This is a genomic window from Paenibacillus sp. J22TS3 (genome assembly GCF_018403205.1).
GTDB classification, from domain to species: Bacteria; Bacillota; Bacilli; order Paenibacillales; family Paenibacillaceae; genus Fontibacillus; species Fontibacillus tuaregi.
The window spans coordinates 207,592-224,502 of sequence record NZ_BOSF01000001.1; the positions used below are offsets into that span (position 1 = coordinate 207,592).

Here is a 16,911-nt window from a genome sequence, read left to right on the forward strand (position 1 = left end):
ATTAACCTCCAACTGGTATATAATTAAAGCTTCTGAATTTGCTCATAATACTGGCTCATCTGGGTAAAGCTCATCCAGATCAATGGGATGACTAAATACATAAATATAAGGGAGTACATCGGGATAAATCCGATCATTCGGCCCAATCCCGCCTTGCTGTCCAGCATCTTGTCGTAATCCAGCCTGCGCTGTTCAAAGCGGTAGGACATCTCGCCTTCCAAATCATCAAAAGCCCGGCTGATCGGGATTTTCTCCACAGCTAGCAGCAACTTGTCCGTCAATCGCTGAAATTCAGGAAAGCCAGCCTCCTCCTTCATCTCGAGGAGGGAACTCTCGGCTCCAGAATCATAATGAAGCAGACACTTCTCTATCGGATTTTTAAATACGGCCGCATAGGAGCACATCCACTCTAAAATCTCCTCCACAGATATACGGTCCATCTCCCTTAAAATCGTAATCATAGTCTGGAACTGGTATACCTCGTGCCTCATCTCCATCGCCCTAACTCTCCGCTGAAAATACAGCAGCCACAAAGGGAGACAGTAACCTAAATATCCAATACCCAGAGCCAGCAGCAGCTCCCACCATTTCAAGTACTCATCACGTAACCGCTCCATCTTATCCATCAGCCGGTTAACAGTTGCCGTGATTTCATCCTTCGTAAGCGCCTTGGCTGACTCCGAAGAAGCCACCATCCGTGATATCATCTGATATCTTTCATTCCTGTCATTCATATTCCCAAAATGCTCAATCCAAACGCGATCCTGCTCCGTAATTCTACTGTTATTAAGTGCTTCTTCCTGTGAGATTGCCCCAAAAACCACCGAGCTTTTTGGAGGTTCGGACAAGATCCGGTGCTTCTCGGTAGAATGCAGAAACATACTCAGCAGGAAGGCGGCCAAGAACCCGCCGGCAAAAAGAAGAACCCGCCGAACATAAAACCACTCTGGGGTAAGTCTATGTCCTGTGTCGGCAATCAGTCTTTTTACCCGCTCATATCCTGACGACCTTCGGCCCGGTATTAATGCCTTCCACAAACCGTTAATACCTCTCATCTCATATATTCTCTGCTCCCAGCCTGTTCTTGTGCCTTCGGACCGGTTTGATTTCTCATCCAGACTGCTTAATTTCTGCAGAAAAACATAAGAAACGATAATTAACACATAAATCGCAAGTTTGGTCATTAATCCATATTTGCCTAGATAGTAATCCTCCATTAGCGGAAAGCTGCTTCGCGCCCATACTTCAATAGGTTTGGTGAAAAAAACAGGAACCAATGCAATCACATGAAGCCCCCGCAGCAGATAGTCGAGCTTAGTTCTTCTTAACATATCCAGATGGATCTCCTGGGATAGGCTGCTGATCGCCTTCAGATAAATCGAGCCCTCCTTCTTCACCCTGTCCCCGTACTCCATAATTAAATATGAAATACCGGCAAATGATTTCAGAAAGCGGCTGGGACAAGTCAGATAATACTTGTCCAGCTCCTCTTCAGGCTTTGGTGAGACCAGCGCATCCGCAATGGCATATCCGTGCCTGGCAATCTCTTCTTCCGATTCCTCAGCAGCTTCTGTAAGAGCTTCTTCAACGATTCCGTGCCGGTGATAGGCGTGTCTGACCTCGGTGAGGTAATTAGCCATTTGCTGGAGAAGCTTCTTCTCGATCCGGTTAATGTATGAATCCACAAACACATTGTTCAATACGATGACCGTAAGAAGAAGCGTCAACAAGTACAGCCAATCGGGATTAAGACTAAACAAGACGCCTATGCTCAGGCCAAAAATTAATATCGCAGCTGTTCCTGCCGCCATTGTATGAAACCGAAGCTTAAACTCATCATACAGATTGATAGCTGCAATTCTTTTTCGGACCCTGCTTAAGTAGGTACGAAGTAAAGGAACCTTCATGCTAAAGACATACAAGGATAGCATCCACAACTTGAAACTGCGGGCCCACGCAGAGGCATTCGGAGATTCTACAACAGTAAATGGGCTTTGCCTTTTCTTTTTGCTTAGTCCCAATAATTGAATCACTGTGACAACGATGCCAAAACCCGCCGCCGATATTGCCACAATCCAGATCAGCCAGCTCTTAAGCTCCAATCTGATCACCCCAATGTCTGTTTAGAAATAACTGAAAGCTTCTTGCGTCATCTGGGGTCATTTGATCCCTCATCTCCTGCAGACAGCGATCTGAAAGCTTACCGGCGGGGATGTAGCAGCCATTATGATACTCAATGATATTCCGGCTCATGGATGCATCGTCTTTTACACACTCGGTAATCCGTTCAATATAACGGTTCCCCTCCATATCCGCCCTAAGGTGAATATTGAAATCAATCACACTGATAACCTGACTTTCTGCCATTTGCTCATTCCGGAACATTCCGGATTTGAGCAAGGAGTTGCGGAGGGACTGTATAAGACCGTCAAAAGTCTTAGCATGATGGGTAAACACGGTAAACAAACTGGCTACCTGAGCCATTTGGATCATCCAGGTCGCCACCTCATCCGTTGCAACCTCACCTAAAATGTTCACGGCCCCGTCTGTTTTCTTCTGAAGATCAAGCCCTTCCTGGCCTGGAATATAATCAGTCTCCCGGAAGCTTAGAATATTTCGGCTGCTGTACAAATTCCTTAAATGCAGTTCAAAGGACATCTCCTGCACCCGCAAAGTATATGAGGCATAAATATGCTTGACCATTGCCATAAGAAGGGTTGTTTTCCCTGAACCCTGAGACCCGGTAATTGCGGTAATCCGGCTGCCCTTCATAAGATATTTGAGAAGCTGGACTGGAAGCTCACTATGTTCACCTCGAACCAGCTGTTCAAGAACCGCAGATTTAACATCAAACTTACGTACGAAGAATGCCCATGATTCCGCAAAAGGGGGTCTGACCACGACTACCCGGGACCCGTCCTTCATTTCATTTACTTTATAACCGGTTGTCTCCGACAGCTGGCCAGGAAGATTATATTTATATATGTTCTGACAGACTCTCTTCAGCTCACTTTCACTTCCGAAGGAGAGAAAGGATAGGCGGATTGACTTTCCTTTATAGAAAATCCAGACACTCTCAAAGTTCCTGGGTATGTGCCCGTTATTCTCATTCATGTTCATTGCCGGAAAATAATCTGTCCGCTCCTTGGTCAATAATACCCCCGGCTGCTCAGTAACACCGCTGACTCCCCCGCTTATCCCGTCAATTCGCTGATCCCGCAGTTCATCTGCCACAGAGAAGCCTTTATACTGCTGATAGATTCGCTGTACAATAATATCCAGCTTTTCTTGGAACAGCAGGGGTCTGTACTCTAAATAAAAGGCATGTTCAATATCCTCGGCAGTAATTTCAAACCTTTGCTCCTCCCCCTGCCGATCCCCTCTAATCCGATCGAGCTCATAGGTCTCAATTAGAGTGTTCATGGCCTGATCGCCATGACTGGATTTGTATAAATACAGGAGGATTTCGAACTGATCTTGTACCGACAGCAGATGGGTATCCTCGAACGGTATGACCTTATTGATATTAATCTCATTTATGCCGCAGGTAGTCTGGAGTAAATGTGCGATTTTAACCTTCACGTAAGCCTTGTCAGCGGCATCACCTGACACACATCCTTTTAGCGCTCTGCGGAGTTCTGTCCTCTGATTTTGTCTTCTCCGGTACTCCTCCTCCCCGTAATACAAGTCCTGAAGCTGCGCCCGGCTTAACTGGTGAAGGGACAGTTTGATGATCTGTGTAAGATTATTCAATACAAAATAATCATCAGAGTCTTCTTCTGGCGAGTTCTGGCGGCTTGCGGTCCACAGTTTTGCAGCAGGATATACAGCACAGAGCAGTACTATGCTTCCTATGATGAACAGATTCAGATAACCCCCCATCTACGCCCCCCTATTTGAACAGGGCACCGCATTTAAGTCCATCATCCCAATCAGCCGGGCAGACAGGGCACGGATGCTCTCAATATAGTGGGCGGCATTCCCTTTCGGGCGAGAGATTCCAAGCCGCTGGTAGAAAGCCATGACCTGTCCCGTGTTCCATGAATTAGCAAATTCTCGATTGTACGGGACACCAAGTATTGGATTCTTCCACCGGAATCTGCGCCGGATATTGGCAATTGAGATGACCTGATCTGCATCGTAATTCGTAATAACGATAAGATACGGCCGGCTCTGCAGCAGCGAGCTCTGATTGGCCTCTTCAAAAAAGGTTTCCAACTGCCGAATGTTCTGCTTGAGGACAACAACTACAACGTCGCCCGTCTTCAAAGCGCTCTCCGCAAATGAGCCATCCAGCGGAGTATCCAACATCAGCAGATCATAACAGGCATTTGCCGTCTGCAGCAGATGCTGTACACCTTCTTCCTTGTGCAAAATCAGTCCTGCTCCCCCAAACTCAGGACCGTAAGCCAAGTCAAGTCTGCCCTGAATAAGTGAAGCTGTATAATCGGAAATATTGCCCGGATGAAGCAGTCCAGCAGATGCCATTCGAAGCAGGGCGTCCATGCCCTGATCTTTGAAAGCAGACAATAGACCCTCTTGGCGGTTCCGAAGCTTAAATGCCTCATCAATGCCGGTTCCCCTCTTTCCAGTCTGGGCCAGCAATATCCTAATCTTATAATCCATAGCGGTTATAATTCCTAGAGATACAGCAATTTCCGCCGTTCCACTATGTGCATAATCCCAAAAAGTGACTGTGCTCATGCTCTCCTCCTATCCGCGTACCGGACAGCTTTTCGTGTCAAGCCTCTGTCCCACTTTGTAAGCTCTTCTACCAGTTCTATTAGAACCCGCTTATATGCGCGCGTAATTCTCCTGATCTCAATCGTGCCTGCATGTTCGCCTTCCAACCTGACCGCCACATTCCCTTCATCCAGAGGTATCCGGACGGCTTTGGCTTCCCAGCAGATCGGCAGGCTGCTGACAAAGCTTGAAATATATTCATCAGTCAGCTGGCTGTCTACACTGTGCATGTATACCTTTTTGACTCTCCTTCCGACCAGATCAGGATACAGTTCCAGCAGCGATACAAACTGTTCTCTGCCTTTTTCCAAAGCATACCGCCCTAGGCCCGTCACCCAAACAATCTCGTCAGCCCCTTCCCACAGGTCCTTATGGCCGAATGAACCGTTATCCATGTCATACAAAATATAATCATAAGCTAGCTCTGACTCCCCACCCTCATCCAGCGCACGATACAAATCCAGCGAGTCCGCAAATCCGGTGGCCACATCCATACCACAAAACTCGGCAATCGGAAGCCCGTCGGATTCCATCCCCATGGCATACCTGTATCTCAGCTCCTTAGAGGTATCCACAAGAAGAACCCTCTTCCGGTTGGCAGCCAGTATTCTTCCCAGATACATCAGAAGCTCCCGTTTATCACATGCTCCGATAAATATCCAATGCTTCACCTGATTTCCTCCTTGTTATTCGCCTCGATCGGTTGGTCTCCCGATTTATTCGAACCGGGCGCTACCGCTGTCCCCGCCTCTCTTGAAGCCTCATGGTATTCGGACTGCTTACCCTCAAACTCCGATGCCGTCTGAGGGGTCAGTGCACTCAGATCCTTCTCCAGCAGCGCCCTGGAGGTGATGCTAAGCCCATGCTCCGCACGCTTAAGAATATTCGGGTCCTTCGCAATGAGCTTCAGCACCTCTTGATTCGCCGGGTAAGTCGGGATCGCAGAGGTTTGCAGTTCGGGCTCCACATAGGTCAAGGCATATATGGATGCTTTATGCAGATATGCGTCAACTACCGCACTGGAAAGGGACAGAATTTCAGCTTCAGATAAGGTTAGCGTCATAGTTGACGACTTAAGGTCTTTCACTTTCTTCTTGGATAGAACAATGTAATCCTGGCCGGTTGGGAATTGAATCCTCACATCGATCACATCCTTGGTTTTCAGCACAAACGGAATTTTCACAAAGCTGATCTCCCGGTTCCTAAGATCGTCAGTTGCGGGCTCTTCCTCATACAGCAGGGAATCCGTGATCAGGGTGCTTTTTCTAAGCGCCACCTTGGCGATTTTGCCTTCAATTTGCTCTTTGGACACAACATAATCGGCGGGCGCCCGGTCCGAAGGAAGCTCGATAAGCTTCAGATCACTCGCCCCCATCTTCTCTCCAGCATCGATATCACGTACAGGAATCCAGCCCTGAATTCGCTTCCCAGCCTGCTCCTGCTTCAATCGGCTGATCTCCGCCTGGTACCGGGCTTCCCCTGCCTCCTGCTGCCTCTGACTTTGATTCTGGAGGGACCAAATCCAGGTACCGGCCAAAATTCCAGCTGTGACTGCACCAGCTAATGCCGAATAGATCAAATGTCTGGTCCGCTGCCTCAGTCGTAACATCAACTTCTTCCTCCCCACATTTTTCGGTGAAATTTAAATTTAAACCGCTTCCCGGGCTTTTGGGCCTGGAGTATCGGACGGCATAAATTCTCTAGTGCTTGTACGGTCTCCGGACTGGGCTGAAAAGGATCATCTTCAAATGGAATCGGCAGCAGTCTCGAAGTGCCTAACTTCCTCCTGAGGTGATGAATCACCTCCAAAGACACGGCGGGTACAGCATAGATCCATTTGCTGTGCGGATATGCGGAGGACATCCGGCAAAAAGCAACCAGATCCTGAAACCTCCATTCAGCACCTGAGCCGATAACAAGCGAAATATCCGCCCTCATCAACTCCTCGAACGCCTCCTTACTGCGGTCATTGCCTAAATCAAGCACGACCAGCCCGTCCTCACCCGAGATAAGCTCCAGCATCTCCATCCGGCTGGGCCTCCGGCAGTACCTGACTCCCTGTAAAGTGAAGTGGCGCTCAGCGGACTGTCCGCTTATTTCATCCTTTCTGCCAGTCAAGGATTGGAGTCTGGAAAATGCGTTTGATTTATCCGAAAGCTCAAGCAGACACACCTCTTTGAAATGCCTTTGCAGAGAGTAGCCCAGCATAATCGCGGTATGAGTAGACCCAACCCCACCCGATACGCCCATAATGGCGATCACTCTGGTTCTGGAAAGGTCGGAAGCTCCAGACCCAGAGCGTTTGGAATCGGAGTACTTCAAGACAAGGGTCTGCATCGCTTCCTGCAGTTCCTGTACCGAGGAATACCGCTGCTCCGGCTCGTATTGAAGCAGCTTCCTGATTATCGCAAGTAGCTCCGGAGAGCGGGCAGGTCCTGATGGGCTCTTCAGCCTCTGATCTGTTTCCTGCCTCCATTCGCTCTCCTGCCCGCCGGTTATCAAATATAGAAGCAGCGCTCCCAGTGAATACAAATCTGTTCTCGCATCGGTCTGCCTTCCTCCATATTGTTCAGGCGCAGCAAATCCCACCGTCCCGAGCTTAACCGTATCTTCAGGCTGATCCTCCTTGAATTGTCTGGCAATTCCAAAGTCTATGAACCGGATACCGCCTAACCGGTCGATCATCAGATTGGAAGGTTTAAGGTCCCTGTATACCACCGGAGGATCATGCTGATGCAAATAGGCAAGACCTTCACATATCTGCTCCGCGATTCCCAATATCTCCGCATCCGTCATTCCCTCCAAACGTTGAATCATATGCTGCTCCAGGGTAAGACCCTCAATAAAGTCCATAATCAAATAGGTGTAACCCTCCGGATCAGGAGGAAAAAAATCCACGATATGCGGAAGCCTAGAATGGTTCAGCCTGATAAGCAGCTCCGCTTCTTCCTCAAGATTGGCATACTGTTCCGGAACCGTTACGGTCTCTTTGACTGCCCATTTCTTCCCTTGTAACCTAAGATCGGTTGCACAATAGACATGGCTCATTCCTCCGCTGCCAACCCGCTTCTCAATACGATATCTGCCCCCAAGGACTGCGCCTGGCATAAGCTTTGAAGGAAACTGCAACAACTCTCCCCCTTTCAAGGACAACAAAAAGGGAAAGCATCCATGCTCCCGGGTCAGTTATGTTACCTGACCAAGGATGCTTGGAATACTTTCCCTAAGCGGCCTTTTGTATAATATTGGAATTAGTATAGTTCAACCGGCATCTAAAAGTAAAGCAAAATTTTTCTGCCTATATAAAATGAACTTATGAAGGTTACCTTTTTAGGGCGCTGTGATGCCGAATGTTCTTACAACCCCTGATCCTTGAAATAACTATCCAAGGGGGCATTTTCTAAAGTTCATTTTTTATATTAATTAACTACATTAATATTTAATCATATATAACGTAATTTCATCCCGGTTATGGAACAGCTGCTTGGCCCGCTGAATCTGCATATGAGCGTTCTCAAACGTGTCCATCACTTCCTTGATCAGGGCTAGCGGCTTTTTGCTCAGCAGCTTAACTGTCACAACCGCCGTCCCCCCCGGTGAAAGGCTGTACAGCAGTCCGGTTACCAGCTTGGCCGTCAGTTTCGGACTCCAGCTCATATCGCAGACCATTAAATCAAATTGATTGTCGCGGAACTTCACGCTGTCCGCATTTTTCTGCAAATAGGTTAACCGTTCTGAAGCCATTAACGAAGGGTGCATTTTCGCCGGGTCCACGGCAGTTACTCTTAGCCCCCGTTCCAGCAGAAACGAAGTCCAGCCCCCAGGAGCTGCCCCGATGTCTAGAGCATCCCGGAATGAAACAAAGTCAATCCCAAATACCTTTTCCGCTTCAAGCAGCTTGAACTTGGCTCTGGAAATCTGACCCTCCTCCTTCTGAAACCGGACAGCCCCTCCATTCCAATCCGACAGATTATCCCGTGGGGCGGAAATTCCAGTGAACATGGCATTCTCCGTGACCAGAACGGAAACGATCCGCTCAGCATCTTTAACCACAAACTCCTTCACCACGTCCGAGATTCCCATCTGCACTGCCTCTTTCAAATCATTAGAGGTTCCATCCCAGCACTGATGAGACGCCTTGCGCGCTTGAACGGTAACATGTGCATCATGCAGCTCGTGGAGATGCTTTAAGCAGGCTACCAGCTGCTTCATAGCGTTCTCTTTGTCCCCGTTTACGATTCCGATCTGGTATTGAACCGGAAAAATATGACGCAAGAAGATAGGCTGCTCCATGCGCAGCCTTTCCGTCGCTTCTCCTACAGAAACATCCAAAGTACCGAGGAAGATCTCCCCCGGCACCAGTACGGTGCTTTTTACCGAGCCGAACTTCCTTCTTAACTCTTCCTGTGCATACGGAGCAAATCCATGATTTGCCGTACAAATGAACCGGGATGAATGCCCCGATACCCGACTCTCTATTTCCTCATGACTGATCAAAAGCCTAAAACCTCCAGTATTTTGCGTTTGTTGCCGCTTCCTTGGTCTATTTCAACTTACGGGTCACCTGGTGGGCAATTTCATCCAGACGTTCAAACGGCACCGGGCCGTTATGAATAATCACATGGTCGGGCTTGCTGCTGTACAAAGTCTCATACATGCTCATTTTGCCGTGCAGACTAGAGGTATGGAGGAAAATTTCCCTCGCAAACAAACCTTCACGAGCCATAACCGCCGCAACCTCGCCTCCAGACATCCCTTCCGGACCCATATCATAATCAAGTGACAGAATATCAACCTCAGTGGTCCGAAGAACCTCAAGACATTCCTGGCCGCTTCGCACCAGGGTGAATCCTGCTGGACAACGCCGCATATCATCCATATATAAGTGGATCACAAGTGTTCTTCCCTTCCCCAACTGTGTAATCAGCTTAAGCTTCAGCCCAAAGACTAACCTGCTCCATATCCCGTTTATAGGTACCATCTTCCCCGGTTTCGCTCTCAAGGATGAAGGCTTTATCTCTAGTGTCCAAGGCAGTCAAAAGCTTGCGGAACCCTGCCTCTCCAATATATCCATGACCGACCCTGGCATGGCGGTCCTTCCGTGATCCAAGCGGATACTTGGAATCATTTAAGTGAATGACCCGCACCTCTTCCCAAAAGCCGAGCTTATGGCCTTTCTCCACAAAAGAATTATCCTCAGCCCCCTGCCACACACCTGCAGCAAAAGCATGACAGGTATCCAGGCAGAACCCGATATGTTCAGGCGACTCACATAATTTGCGGATTTGGGTCATTTCCTCCATGGTCATTCCCATGTCTCCGTGGTCCCCCGCCTGATTCTCTATCAGCAGCTTGGCAGCGCCGCTCCAGTCACGAAGAACCTCGTTAATACATTGTATAACATTTTTGTATCCCTGTAAGGGGTTTCCAGCCTTAGATGTGCCAAAATGAACAACAATACCTATAGAGCCGCAGGCTTCAGCAATGTTCAGGTCATTTCGCAAAGACTCTACAATCCGGCGGTAGTCCTCGGGATCTTTCTGGGAATCCACAGCAAGGTTGCTGGGGTAGGGCGTATGGGCAACAGACAGGATATCGTTCTCTTTACACCAAACCCTGCATTTCTCCGCATCTCTAGGATCAAACGCCTTCACTCCCAGACTCCGTGGATTTTTGGGAAAATACTGAAACGCGCCGGCTCCCATTAAGGAAGCCGTCTTGGCAGCCCCTGCATATCCCCCCCGTATGCTTAAATGCCCGCCTACCTTCACCTTACTTGTCATGCTGGCATTTCGGGCAGAAGAACACCTTTCTGCCGCCGATTTCACTTTTTTCAATAACCCCGTCACACCGGATACATCCCTCGCCCGCCCGGTCATAGACCCGGCAGAGATCGTTGAAGCCTCCAGTTAGCTTGTCTTCCTTCGTCAGTGGAAGTTCAATATAACCCCCATGATCAGTGGCATGCCTGAAGACAGCAAGGGAGGAATGATACAGCTTGGCTAGATCATCCCGGCTCAAGTTTTGAATTTTGCTGGAAGGCCTGAGTTCCGCTTCAAAAGCAATCTCATCCGCATAACAATTGCCGATTCCTGCAATCACGTGCTGGTTAACCAGCGTGCTCTTGAGCGCCCCGCGCCGCTTCGCGAACAGCTGAATGAACTTTTCCTCCGTCATCCTGCGGTCGATGACCTCTGGTCCTAGATCGGACAGAAATTCATCACTTTCCTTAGCACTGTATAGGTGTAGATAACCAAGCCGAAGTCCAATGAAATATAACGTTTGATTTCCAAAACTGATCTCCACCTGTGTGCTCCGCCCTGGCTTATCCTCATCCGTACCTAAATACAGAAGTCCGCCCAGCATCAAATGAAGCAGCAGCCTCCGGCCGCTGTCCAGGTGGAACAGCAAGTGCTTGCCCCGACGCTCAATAAATATAATCCGGGTCCCCGTCACCTCGCGAATGAAATCAGCGGAATCCTTGTTGATTGATTTATCCCTGCCCACGGTCACTTTCGTAATAGGACGGTCAAGTATAAGCTGGGATAATTGAATTCGGTAATTCTCCATCTCCGGAAGTTCCGGCATAGATCATCTTTCCCTTCGTCGTTCATGTTTCCTTCTTCAGCTCATAATAAGCTGTTTCAATTCATGAAGGTCAGTGCAAATCACATCCGGCTGTACACCTGATCTCTCCATGTATGTATTTACATTATCCGTGGTGGTTACTCCGGTCAGAGTAAGCACCGTACCGCAGCCGGCATGGACACCTGCTGTGATGTCAGTAAGCATATTATCTCCAATAACAGCAACATCCTTCGGGTCCAGACCAATCCGGTCGGTAGCGAACTTCATCAGAATACCGGAAGGCTTCCCGATGACAACTGGCTCCACACCGGTTGCCGCCTTAATGGAAGCTGACAGCGTGCCCGCCCCTGGCATCAGCCCATCTTGGGAAGGAAGCAGGAGATCCGGATTGGTCAGGATATACGTTGCCCCTGCCATAATCCACCTGGCGGCTTCAGTCAGCTTATCGTATGTAAAAGACCGGTCAATCCCCTGCACGACATAATCCGGATTGTCCCCGGTCAGCTTCAAACCAGCGTCTTCCACTGCGGCATAAAGCCCTCGCTCGCCGATCACAGCAACCCTGCATCCTGGAGACTTCTCCGCTACATACTGCGCCGCCGCAACCGCGGATGTGCAGACCTGCTCAGCAGATGCCTCGATCCCCATTCCATTTAAATGCTCGGCAACCTCCTCCGGTGTACGCGAGGAATTATTAGTTACAAACAGGAACGGAATCTCCCTGTCATTAAGCGTGCGAATCAGTTCATCCGCACCTGGAATCCGCTGAGTGCCGTGATACAATGTTCCATCCAGATCTATTAAAAAACCTTTCCAAGCCTTCATGTCCCTCTCTCCCCAGCTGTCACTGCTTGGACTGTAGTCCAGCAATACATGAATCTGTACCTCATAAATTCATTTCTCATCTCTTATTGTAAAAGAATCCCCATGTGCGGGCAAATTCACAAGGACCATGGGAAAAGCGTGCAAATATGCCTGTCACCGTCGAACCCTAGCGAAGGTTGAAAAAAACCTTGCTAAGTCCATGAAAAACTTTGATAGGGCATGTCATTTCCTGCGCTTTCCCGGAAAATAATTTTTTAAAATTTCCCTGATTATTCCCCATCTCCCCTGCAAATCGGCACCAGTTCATGCTCCTTGGCCAGCCGGGTATTCGGGAATATGGAGCTGGCTTCCTCTAAGAGCGGACGAAGCTGATCCTCATCTTTATAACGTGAGCTGAAATGAGTCAGTATAAGTTCTTTGGCGCCTGCCTCTACTGCCGTCTCCGCAGCCTGGAGAGCCGTACTGTGATGGTAGTTGTGTGCAGTCTCAGCAAGCTCATGCAGAAAGGTCGCTTCATGCACCAGCAGATCTGCCCCTCTCGCCAATTCCACCGCAGCCGCGCATGGGCGGGTATCCCCGAGGATCGTGATGATCCGGCCCTTCTTCGGCTTGCCCAGGACCTGATCGGCATGAACTGTTCCTGCCTCAGTCTCGATACTCTCCCCCTTCTTCAGTTTTCCATATAATGGACCAGGCTTCACACCCAGCTTCGCCAACGCTTCAAAGTCCAACTTGCCAGGCCTGTCGAGTTCAGTAATGCGGTAGCCATAACTGTCAATCCGGTGATCCAGCAAAGCCGACTCCACACGAAACGTCTCATCTTCACAGATAAGCCCGCCCGCATGCTCCTTAATGATCAAATCATAATTAATATGAGACTCGCTTATCCCAAGCGACATTCTCACATATTGTTCAAGCCCCTTCGGTCCGTACAGAACAAGCGGGGAATCCCCGCCTTGATAAGACCGGCTGGAGAGAAGACCTGGAAGACCGAATAAATGGTCTCCATGCAAATGTGTAATGAATATCTTCTCCAGCTTGCTCAGCTTCAGGGGCGAACGCAGCACTTGATGCTGTGTGCCTTCCCCGCAATCAAAGAGCCATAAGGTACGTCTTTCCTCCAGCATACGCAAAGCTACAGAGGTGACATTCCGCTGCAGCGAAGGCACACCCGCATTCGTCCCCAAAAAATAGAGCTCCATGTCATTAACCTTCTTCCGCTTCCTAGATTTTTAGCCGATGTAACAAAAATCCTCCGTTCCCGGAGGATTTTGTGTTGAAGCCTATTTTATACCATCAGCTTATGCCTTCTCAACATTGAAATACTGGGCTTCCGGATGACTGAACACCAGCGCGGACACCGAAGCTTCCGGTTCCATCATGAAGCCTTCCGTCAGCTCCACCCCAATATCCTGCGGTTTAAGAAGATCGAACAGCGGCTCCTGGAGTTCAAGATCCGGGCAAGCCGGGTATCCGAACGAGACCCGGATGCCTTGATATCTAGCTCCATGGCGCTGCTTCATCGTCATATCCGCCGGATCAGGGAAGCCCCAGCTGTCTCGCATAATATGGTGAACCCGCTCGGCGAGTCCTTCCGCCACCTCGAGAGCGGTGGACTGTACAACGTGGGAACGGAGATAGTCGCCTTTCAGCTTCCAATCCTCAGATAGCTGGCGGACACCGTGTCCTGCCGTAACTACCATAAATCCAACGTAGTCCATAATCCCGCTGTCCACAGTTTTCAAATAATCCGATAGACATAGGTAAGGCTCAACCCGCTGGCGCGGGAAACTAAATGTCTTCAGCACTTTGCTGTGATCCTCAGGGTCATAAATCAGAATATCATTGCCACTGGACTGGGCAGGGAAGAACCGGTAAATTGCATGCGCTTGAATGATCCCCTTGGTAACCGCCTCATGCAGTACCTGATCCACCGTGCTCTTCAGTTCCACGGCCTTAGGGTCCTGCTGGGCAAGAAGCTGCTCCACTGAACCTCGTAGGCCCAAGTGATGACCAAGCAGCATCTGCATATTTACATACGGGATAATATGGTTGATCGGGTAGTCCCGCAGCACGTGACGATCCAAGTCGGGCGGAAGATAGACCGGAGCATCCGGCGAAATGTTCGAGCGGACTGCACGGGTCAGCTCCGGCAGGACGGTCTTCACCACTTCCTGCTCGCCAGCTTCCTTCTCCGCCTCGAATTCGAGCCGCATCTTTTCCCTTTGACCAGGGTCCATCAGCTTGTTGGCCAGATCAAGACCATCCATCGCGTCTTTGGCATAAACGACAAGACCGTTATATTCCGGACGAATCCGTGTTTTGGTGAACTTGCGCGTCAAAGCAGCGCCTCCAACCATAATCGGCACGTCGATCCCGGCATTCCGCAAATCTTGAGCGGTAGATACCATCTGCTGCGCGGATTTGACCAATAGTCCGGACAATCCGATCGCATCGGCTTTCTGTTCGCGAAATGCTTCAATGATACGTTCCGGTGGTACTTTTATACCCAAATTCACAATTTGATAACCGTTATTAGAAAGAATGATCTCCACGAGATTTTTGCCGATATCATGGACATCCCCTTTAACCGTCGCAAGCATAATCCGGCCTTTAACCGAGCTCTCGTTCTTCTCCATGAACTGCTCAAGGTAAGCCACAGAAGCCTTCATAACCTCCGCACTCTGAAGCACCTCGGCCACAATCAGCTCATTGTTGTTGAACAGACGGCCGACTTCTTCCATTCCTGCCATCAGCGGCCCGTTAATAATCTCAAGCGCAGTGTATTTGCCCAGTGCCTCCTCAAGATCAGGAATCAGGCCTTCCTTAGTTCCCTCAACCACATAGGAAGCAAGGCGTTCCTCGAGGGAGAGGTTGCTGATCTTCTCTTTCTTCTCTACCTTCTTGTTACGGAAAGCAGCTACGAATAGAGCCAGAGTCTCATCATTCGTATTATAAATAAGATCTTCAGCAAGCTTCCGTTCCTCTTCTGGTATGGAAGCGTACCGTTCAACCTTCTCTGTGTTAACAATGGCATAGTCCAGCCCTGCCTTCGTGCACTCATACAGAAAAACCGAGTTCAGCACTTCACGGCCAGCCTCCGGAAGCCCGAACGACACGTTGCTGATTCCAAGTACGGTATGACAAGCAGGCAGCGCCTGTTTGATAAGACGTATTCCTTCAATTGTTTCCTTGGCCGAGCCAATATACTGCTCATCCCCAGTTCCAACAGGAAACACCAGCGGATCAAAAATAATATCTTTAGCCTGCAGGCCATACTTATTAACTAACAGGTCGTGAGAACGCTTGGCTACCTCAAGCTTGTCCTCGCGGGTGATAGCCTGGCCGCGCTCGTCAATCGTTCCCACCACCACAGCAGCTCCGTACTTGTGAATGATTGGGGTCACAAGCTCGAACTTTTCTTCACCATCTTCAAGATTAATGGAGTTAATTATCGATTTGCCCTGGCAGTATTTCAGTGACAGATCGATCACCGCAGGATCCGTTGTGTCAATCATGAGCGGGACTTTAACCTTCTTGACAACAAGCTCCAAAAATTTCTTCATGTCTTCCGTCTCATCACGGTCAGGGTCCTGCACACAGACATCAATCACCTGGGCTCCGCCCTTGACCTGGGCACGGGCGATTTCAGAAGCTTCTTCATATTTCCCTTCCACGATGAGCCGCTTGAACTTTCTTGAACCAAGAACATTTGTCCGCTCCCCAATCATGTAAGGACGGTTGTCCTGCTCAATATATACGGGCTCAATCCCGGAAATGGCTGGCGGATGCGGATCGCGATCGATGTCGCGAGGCTTGTACAGCTTCATTTTTTCAGACATCGCATAGATATGCTCCGGCGTAGTTCCGCAGCATCCGCCGGCAATGTTCAGCCATCCCTTCTCGGCAAAGGCTGCCATCTTCGTTGCGAGCGAATCCGGCGACTCATGATAGTTGCCGTTCTCATCCGGCAGACCCGCGTTCGGATAACAGCTGATGGCCGTGCTGGCCATCTCGGATAGAGTCCGGATGTGGTCACGCATGAATTCAGGACCTGTTGCACAGTTAAGCCCGACTGAAACAGGCTTCAGATGCTCCAAAGACACGTAGAAGGCCTCAATGTTCTGCCCGGCCAGCGTTGTGCCCATCGGTTCAATCGTACCGGAGATCATAATCGGCAGTGTAATGCCCGTCGCTTCAAAAGCACGGCGGATCGCAATGCTCCCAGCCTTAACGTTAAGTGTATCCTGAGACGTCTCAAGAAGCATTGCGTCCACGCCCGCTTCAATAAGGGCGATCGCCTGCTCTTCATAGCTTTCGATCAACTCATCAAAAGTTACCCCACCTGTTACGGATAAGGTCTTCGTTGTCGGACCCATCGCACCAACTGCGTATCTAGGATGGCCCGGGGTTGAATATTTATTTACCGCATCCACGGCCAGCTTAGCCGCGGCAAGATTGATCTCTCTTGCTTTATCTTGGATATCATACTCAGCAAGCACCACCGAGGCACCGCCGAATGTATTGGTTTCAATCAGATCAGCTCCGGCTTCCAAATACTTCTCGTGGATTCTGGAGATGACATCAGGCCGGGTAAGAACAAGCATTTCATTGCAGCCATCAAGTTCTTCCCCGCCGAAATCTTCGGGTTTCAGCTGTTCTTGCTGGATCATGGTCCCCATGGCTCCGTCAAGAATTAGTATTTTTTCCTTCATTCTGGATTGCAGAGTCGGCTTGCTCAAGTTCATTCCCCCC

General features: G+C 49.5%; 13 protein-coding genes. All 13 read right to left on the reverse strand.

Annotation, left to right across the window (positions count from 1 at the left end; all coding sequences use genetic code 11):
* Positions 1-23 precede the first annotated feature (23 nt).
* Positions 24-2,102, reverse strand: coding sequence for a hypothetical protein (locus tag KJS63_RS00955; RefSeq protein WP_213617570.1), 2,079 nt, complete (start codon positions 2,100-2,102; stop codon positions 24-26).
* Positions 2,092-3,882 carry an ATPase, T2SS/T4P/T4SS family gene (locus tag KJS63_RS00960; RefSeq protein WP_213617571.1) on the reverse strand — a complete coding sequence of 597 codons (1,791 nt, stop codon included), beginning with the start codon at positions 3,880-3,882 and terminating at the stop codon, positions 2,092-2,094. The genes KJS63_RS00955 and KJS63_RS00960 overlap by 11 nt, the downstream gene beginning before the upstream one ends.
* The gene (locus KJS63_RS00965) at positions 3,883-4,704 is read right to left on the reverse strand and encodes a CpaE/TadZ family protein (RefSeq protein ID WP_213617572.1); all 822 of its coding nucleotides are present in this window, start codon (positions 4,702-4,704) and stop codon (positions 3,883-3,885) included.
* Positions 4,701-5,414 carry a hypothetical protein gene (locus KJS63_RS00970; protein WP_213617573.1) on the reverse strand — a complete coding sequence of 238 codons (714 nt, stop codon included), beginning with the start codon at positions 5,412-5,414 and terminating at the stop codon, positions 4,701-4,703. The genes KJS63_RS00965 and KJS63_RS00970 overlap by 4 nt, the downstream gene beginning before the upstream one ends.
* Positions 5,411-6,352: an SAF domain-containing protein gene (locus KJS63_RS00975; RefSeq protein WP_213617574.1), complete on the reverse strand. Its 942-nt coding sequence runs from the start codon at positions 6,350-6,352 to the stop codon at positions 5,411-5,413. The genes KJS63_RS00970 and KJS63_RS00975 overlap by 4 nt, the downstream gene beginning before the upstream one ends.
* On the reverse strand, positions 6,352-7,872 hold the full coding sequence (locus KJS63_RS00980) for a protein kinase domain-containing protein (protein ID WP_213617575.1): 1,521 nt from the start codon (positions 7,870-7,872) through the stop codon (positions 6,352-6,354). Before KJS63_RS00980 ends, KJS63_RS00975 begins: the two co-directional genes overlap by 1 nt.
* 303 nt (positions 7,873-8,175) lie before the next feature.
* Positions 8,176-9,240, reverse strand: a complete 1,065-nt coding sequence (locus KJS63_RS00985) for an SAM-dependent methyltransferase (protein WP_213617576.1) — start codon at positions 9,238-9,240, stop codon at positions 8,176-8,178.
* Between the two features lie 46 nt (positions 9,241-9,286).
* Positions 9,287-9,637 carry a cyclic-phosphate processing receiver domain-containing protein gene (locus KJS63_RS00990; RefSeq protein ID WP_068617441.1) on the reverse strand — a complete coding sequence of 117 codons (351 nt, stop codon included), beginning with the start codon at positions 9,635-9,637 and terminating at the stop codon, positions 9,287-9,289.
* A 34-nt stretch (positions 9,638-9,671) separates the two neighbouring features.
* The gene (locus KJS63_RS00995) at positions 9,672-10,526 is read right to left on the reverse strand and encodes a deoxyribonuclease IV (protein ID WP_213618291.1); all 855 of its coding nucleotides are present in this window, start codon (positions 10,524-10,526) and stop codon (positions 9,672-9,674) included.
* Positions 10,516-11,331, reverse strand: a complete 816-nt coding sequence (locus KJS63_RS01000) for an Fpg/Nei family DNA glycosylase (RefSeq protein ID WP_213617577.1) — start codon at positions 11,329-11,331, stop codon at positions 10,516-10,518. Before KJS63_RS01000 ends, KJS63_RS00995 begins: the two co-directional genes overlap by 11 nt.
* A 36-nt stretch (positions 11,332-11,367) precedes the next feature.
* Entirely contained in the window at positions 11,368-12,156 is a 789-nt protein-coding gene (locus KJS63_RS01005) for a TIGR01457 family HAD-type hydrolase (RefSeq protein WP_213617578.1), read from the reverse strand.
* Positions 12,157-12,425: 269 nt separating this feature from the next.
* Positions 12,426-13,358 (reverse strand): ribonuclease Z, encoded by a 933-nt coding sequence (gene rnz, locus KJS63_RS01010; RefSeq protein ID WP_068617434.1) that lies wholly within the window; start codon positions 13,356-13,358, stop codon positions 12,426-12,428.
* A gap of 99 nt (positions 13,359-13,457) precedes the next feature.
* Positions 13,458-16,898 carry a methionine synthase gene (gene metH, locus KJS63_RS01015; protein ID WP_213617579.1) on the reverse strand — a complete coding sequence of 1,147 codons (3,441 nt, stop codon included), beginning with the start codon at positions 16,896-16,898 and terminating at the stop codon, positions 13,458-13,460.
* Positions 16,899-16,911 lie beyond the last annotated feature (13 nt).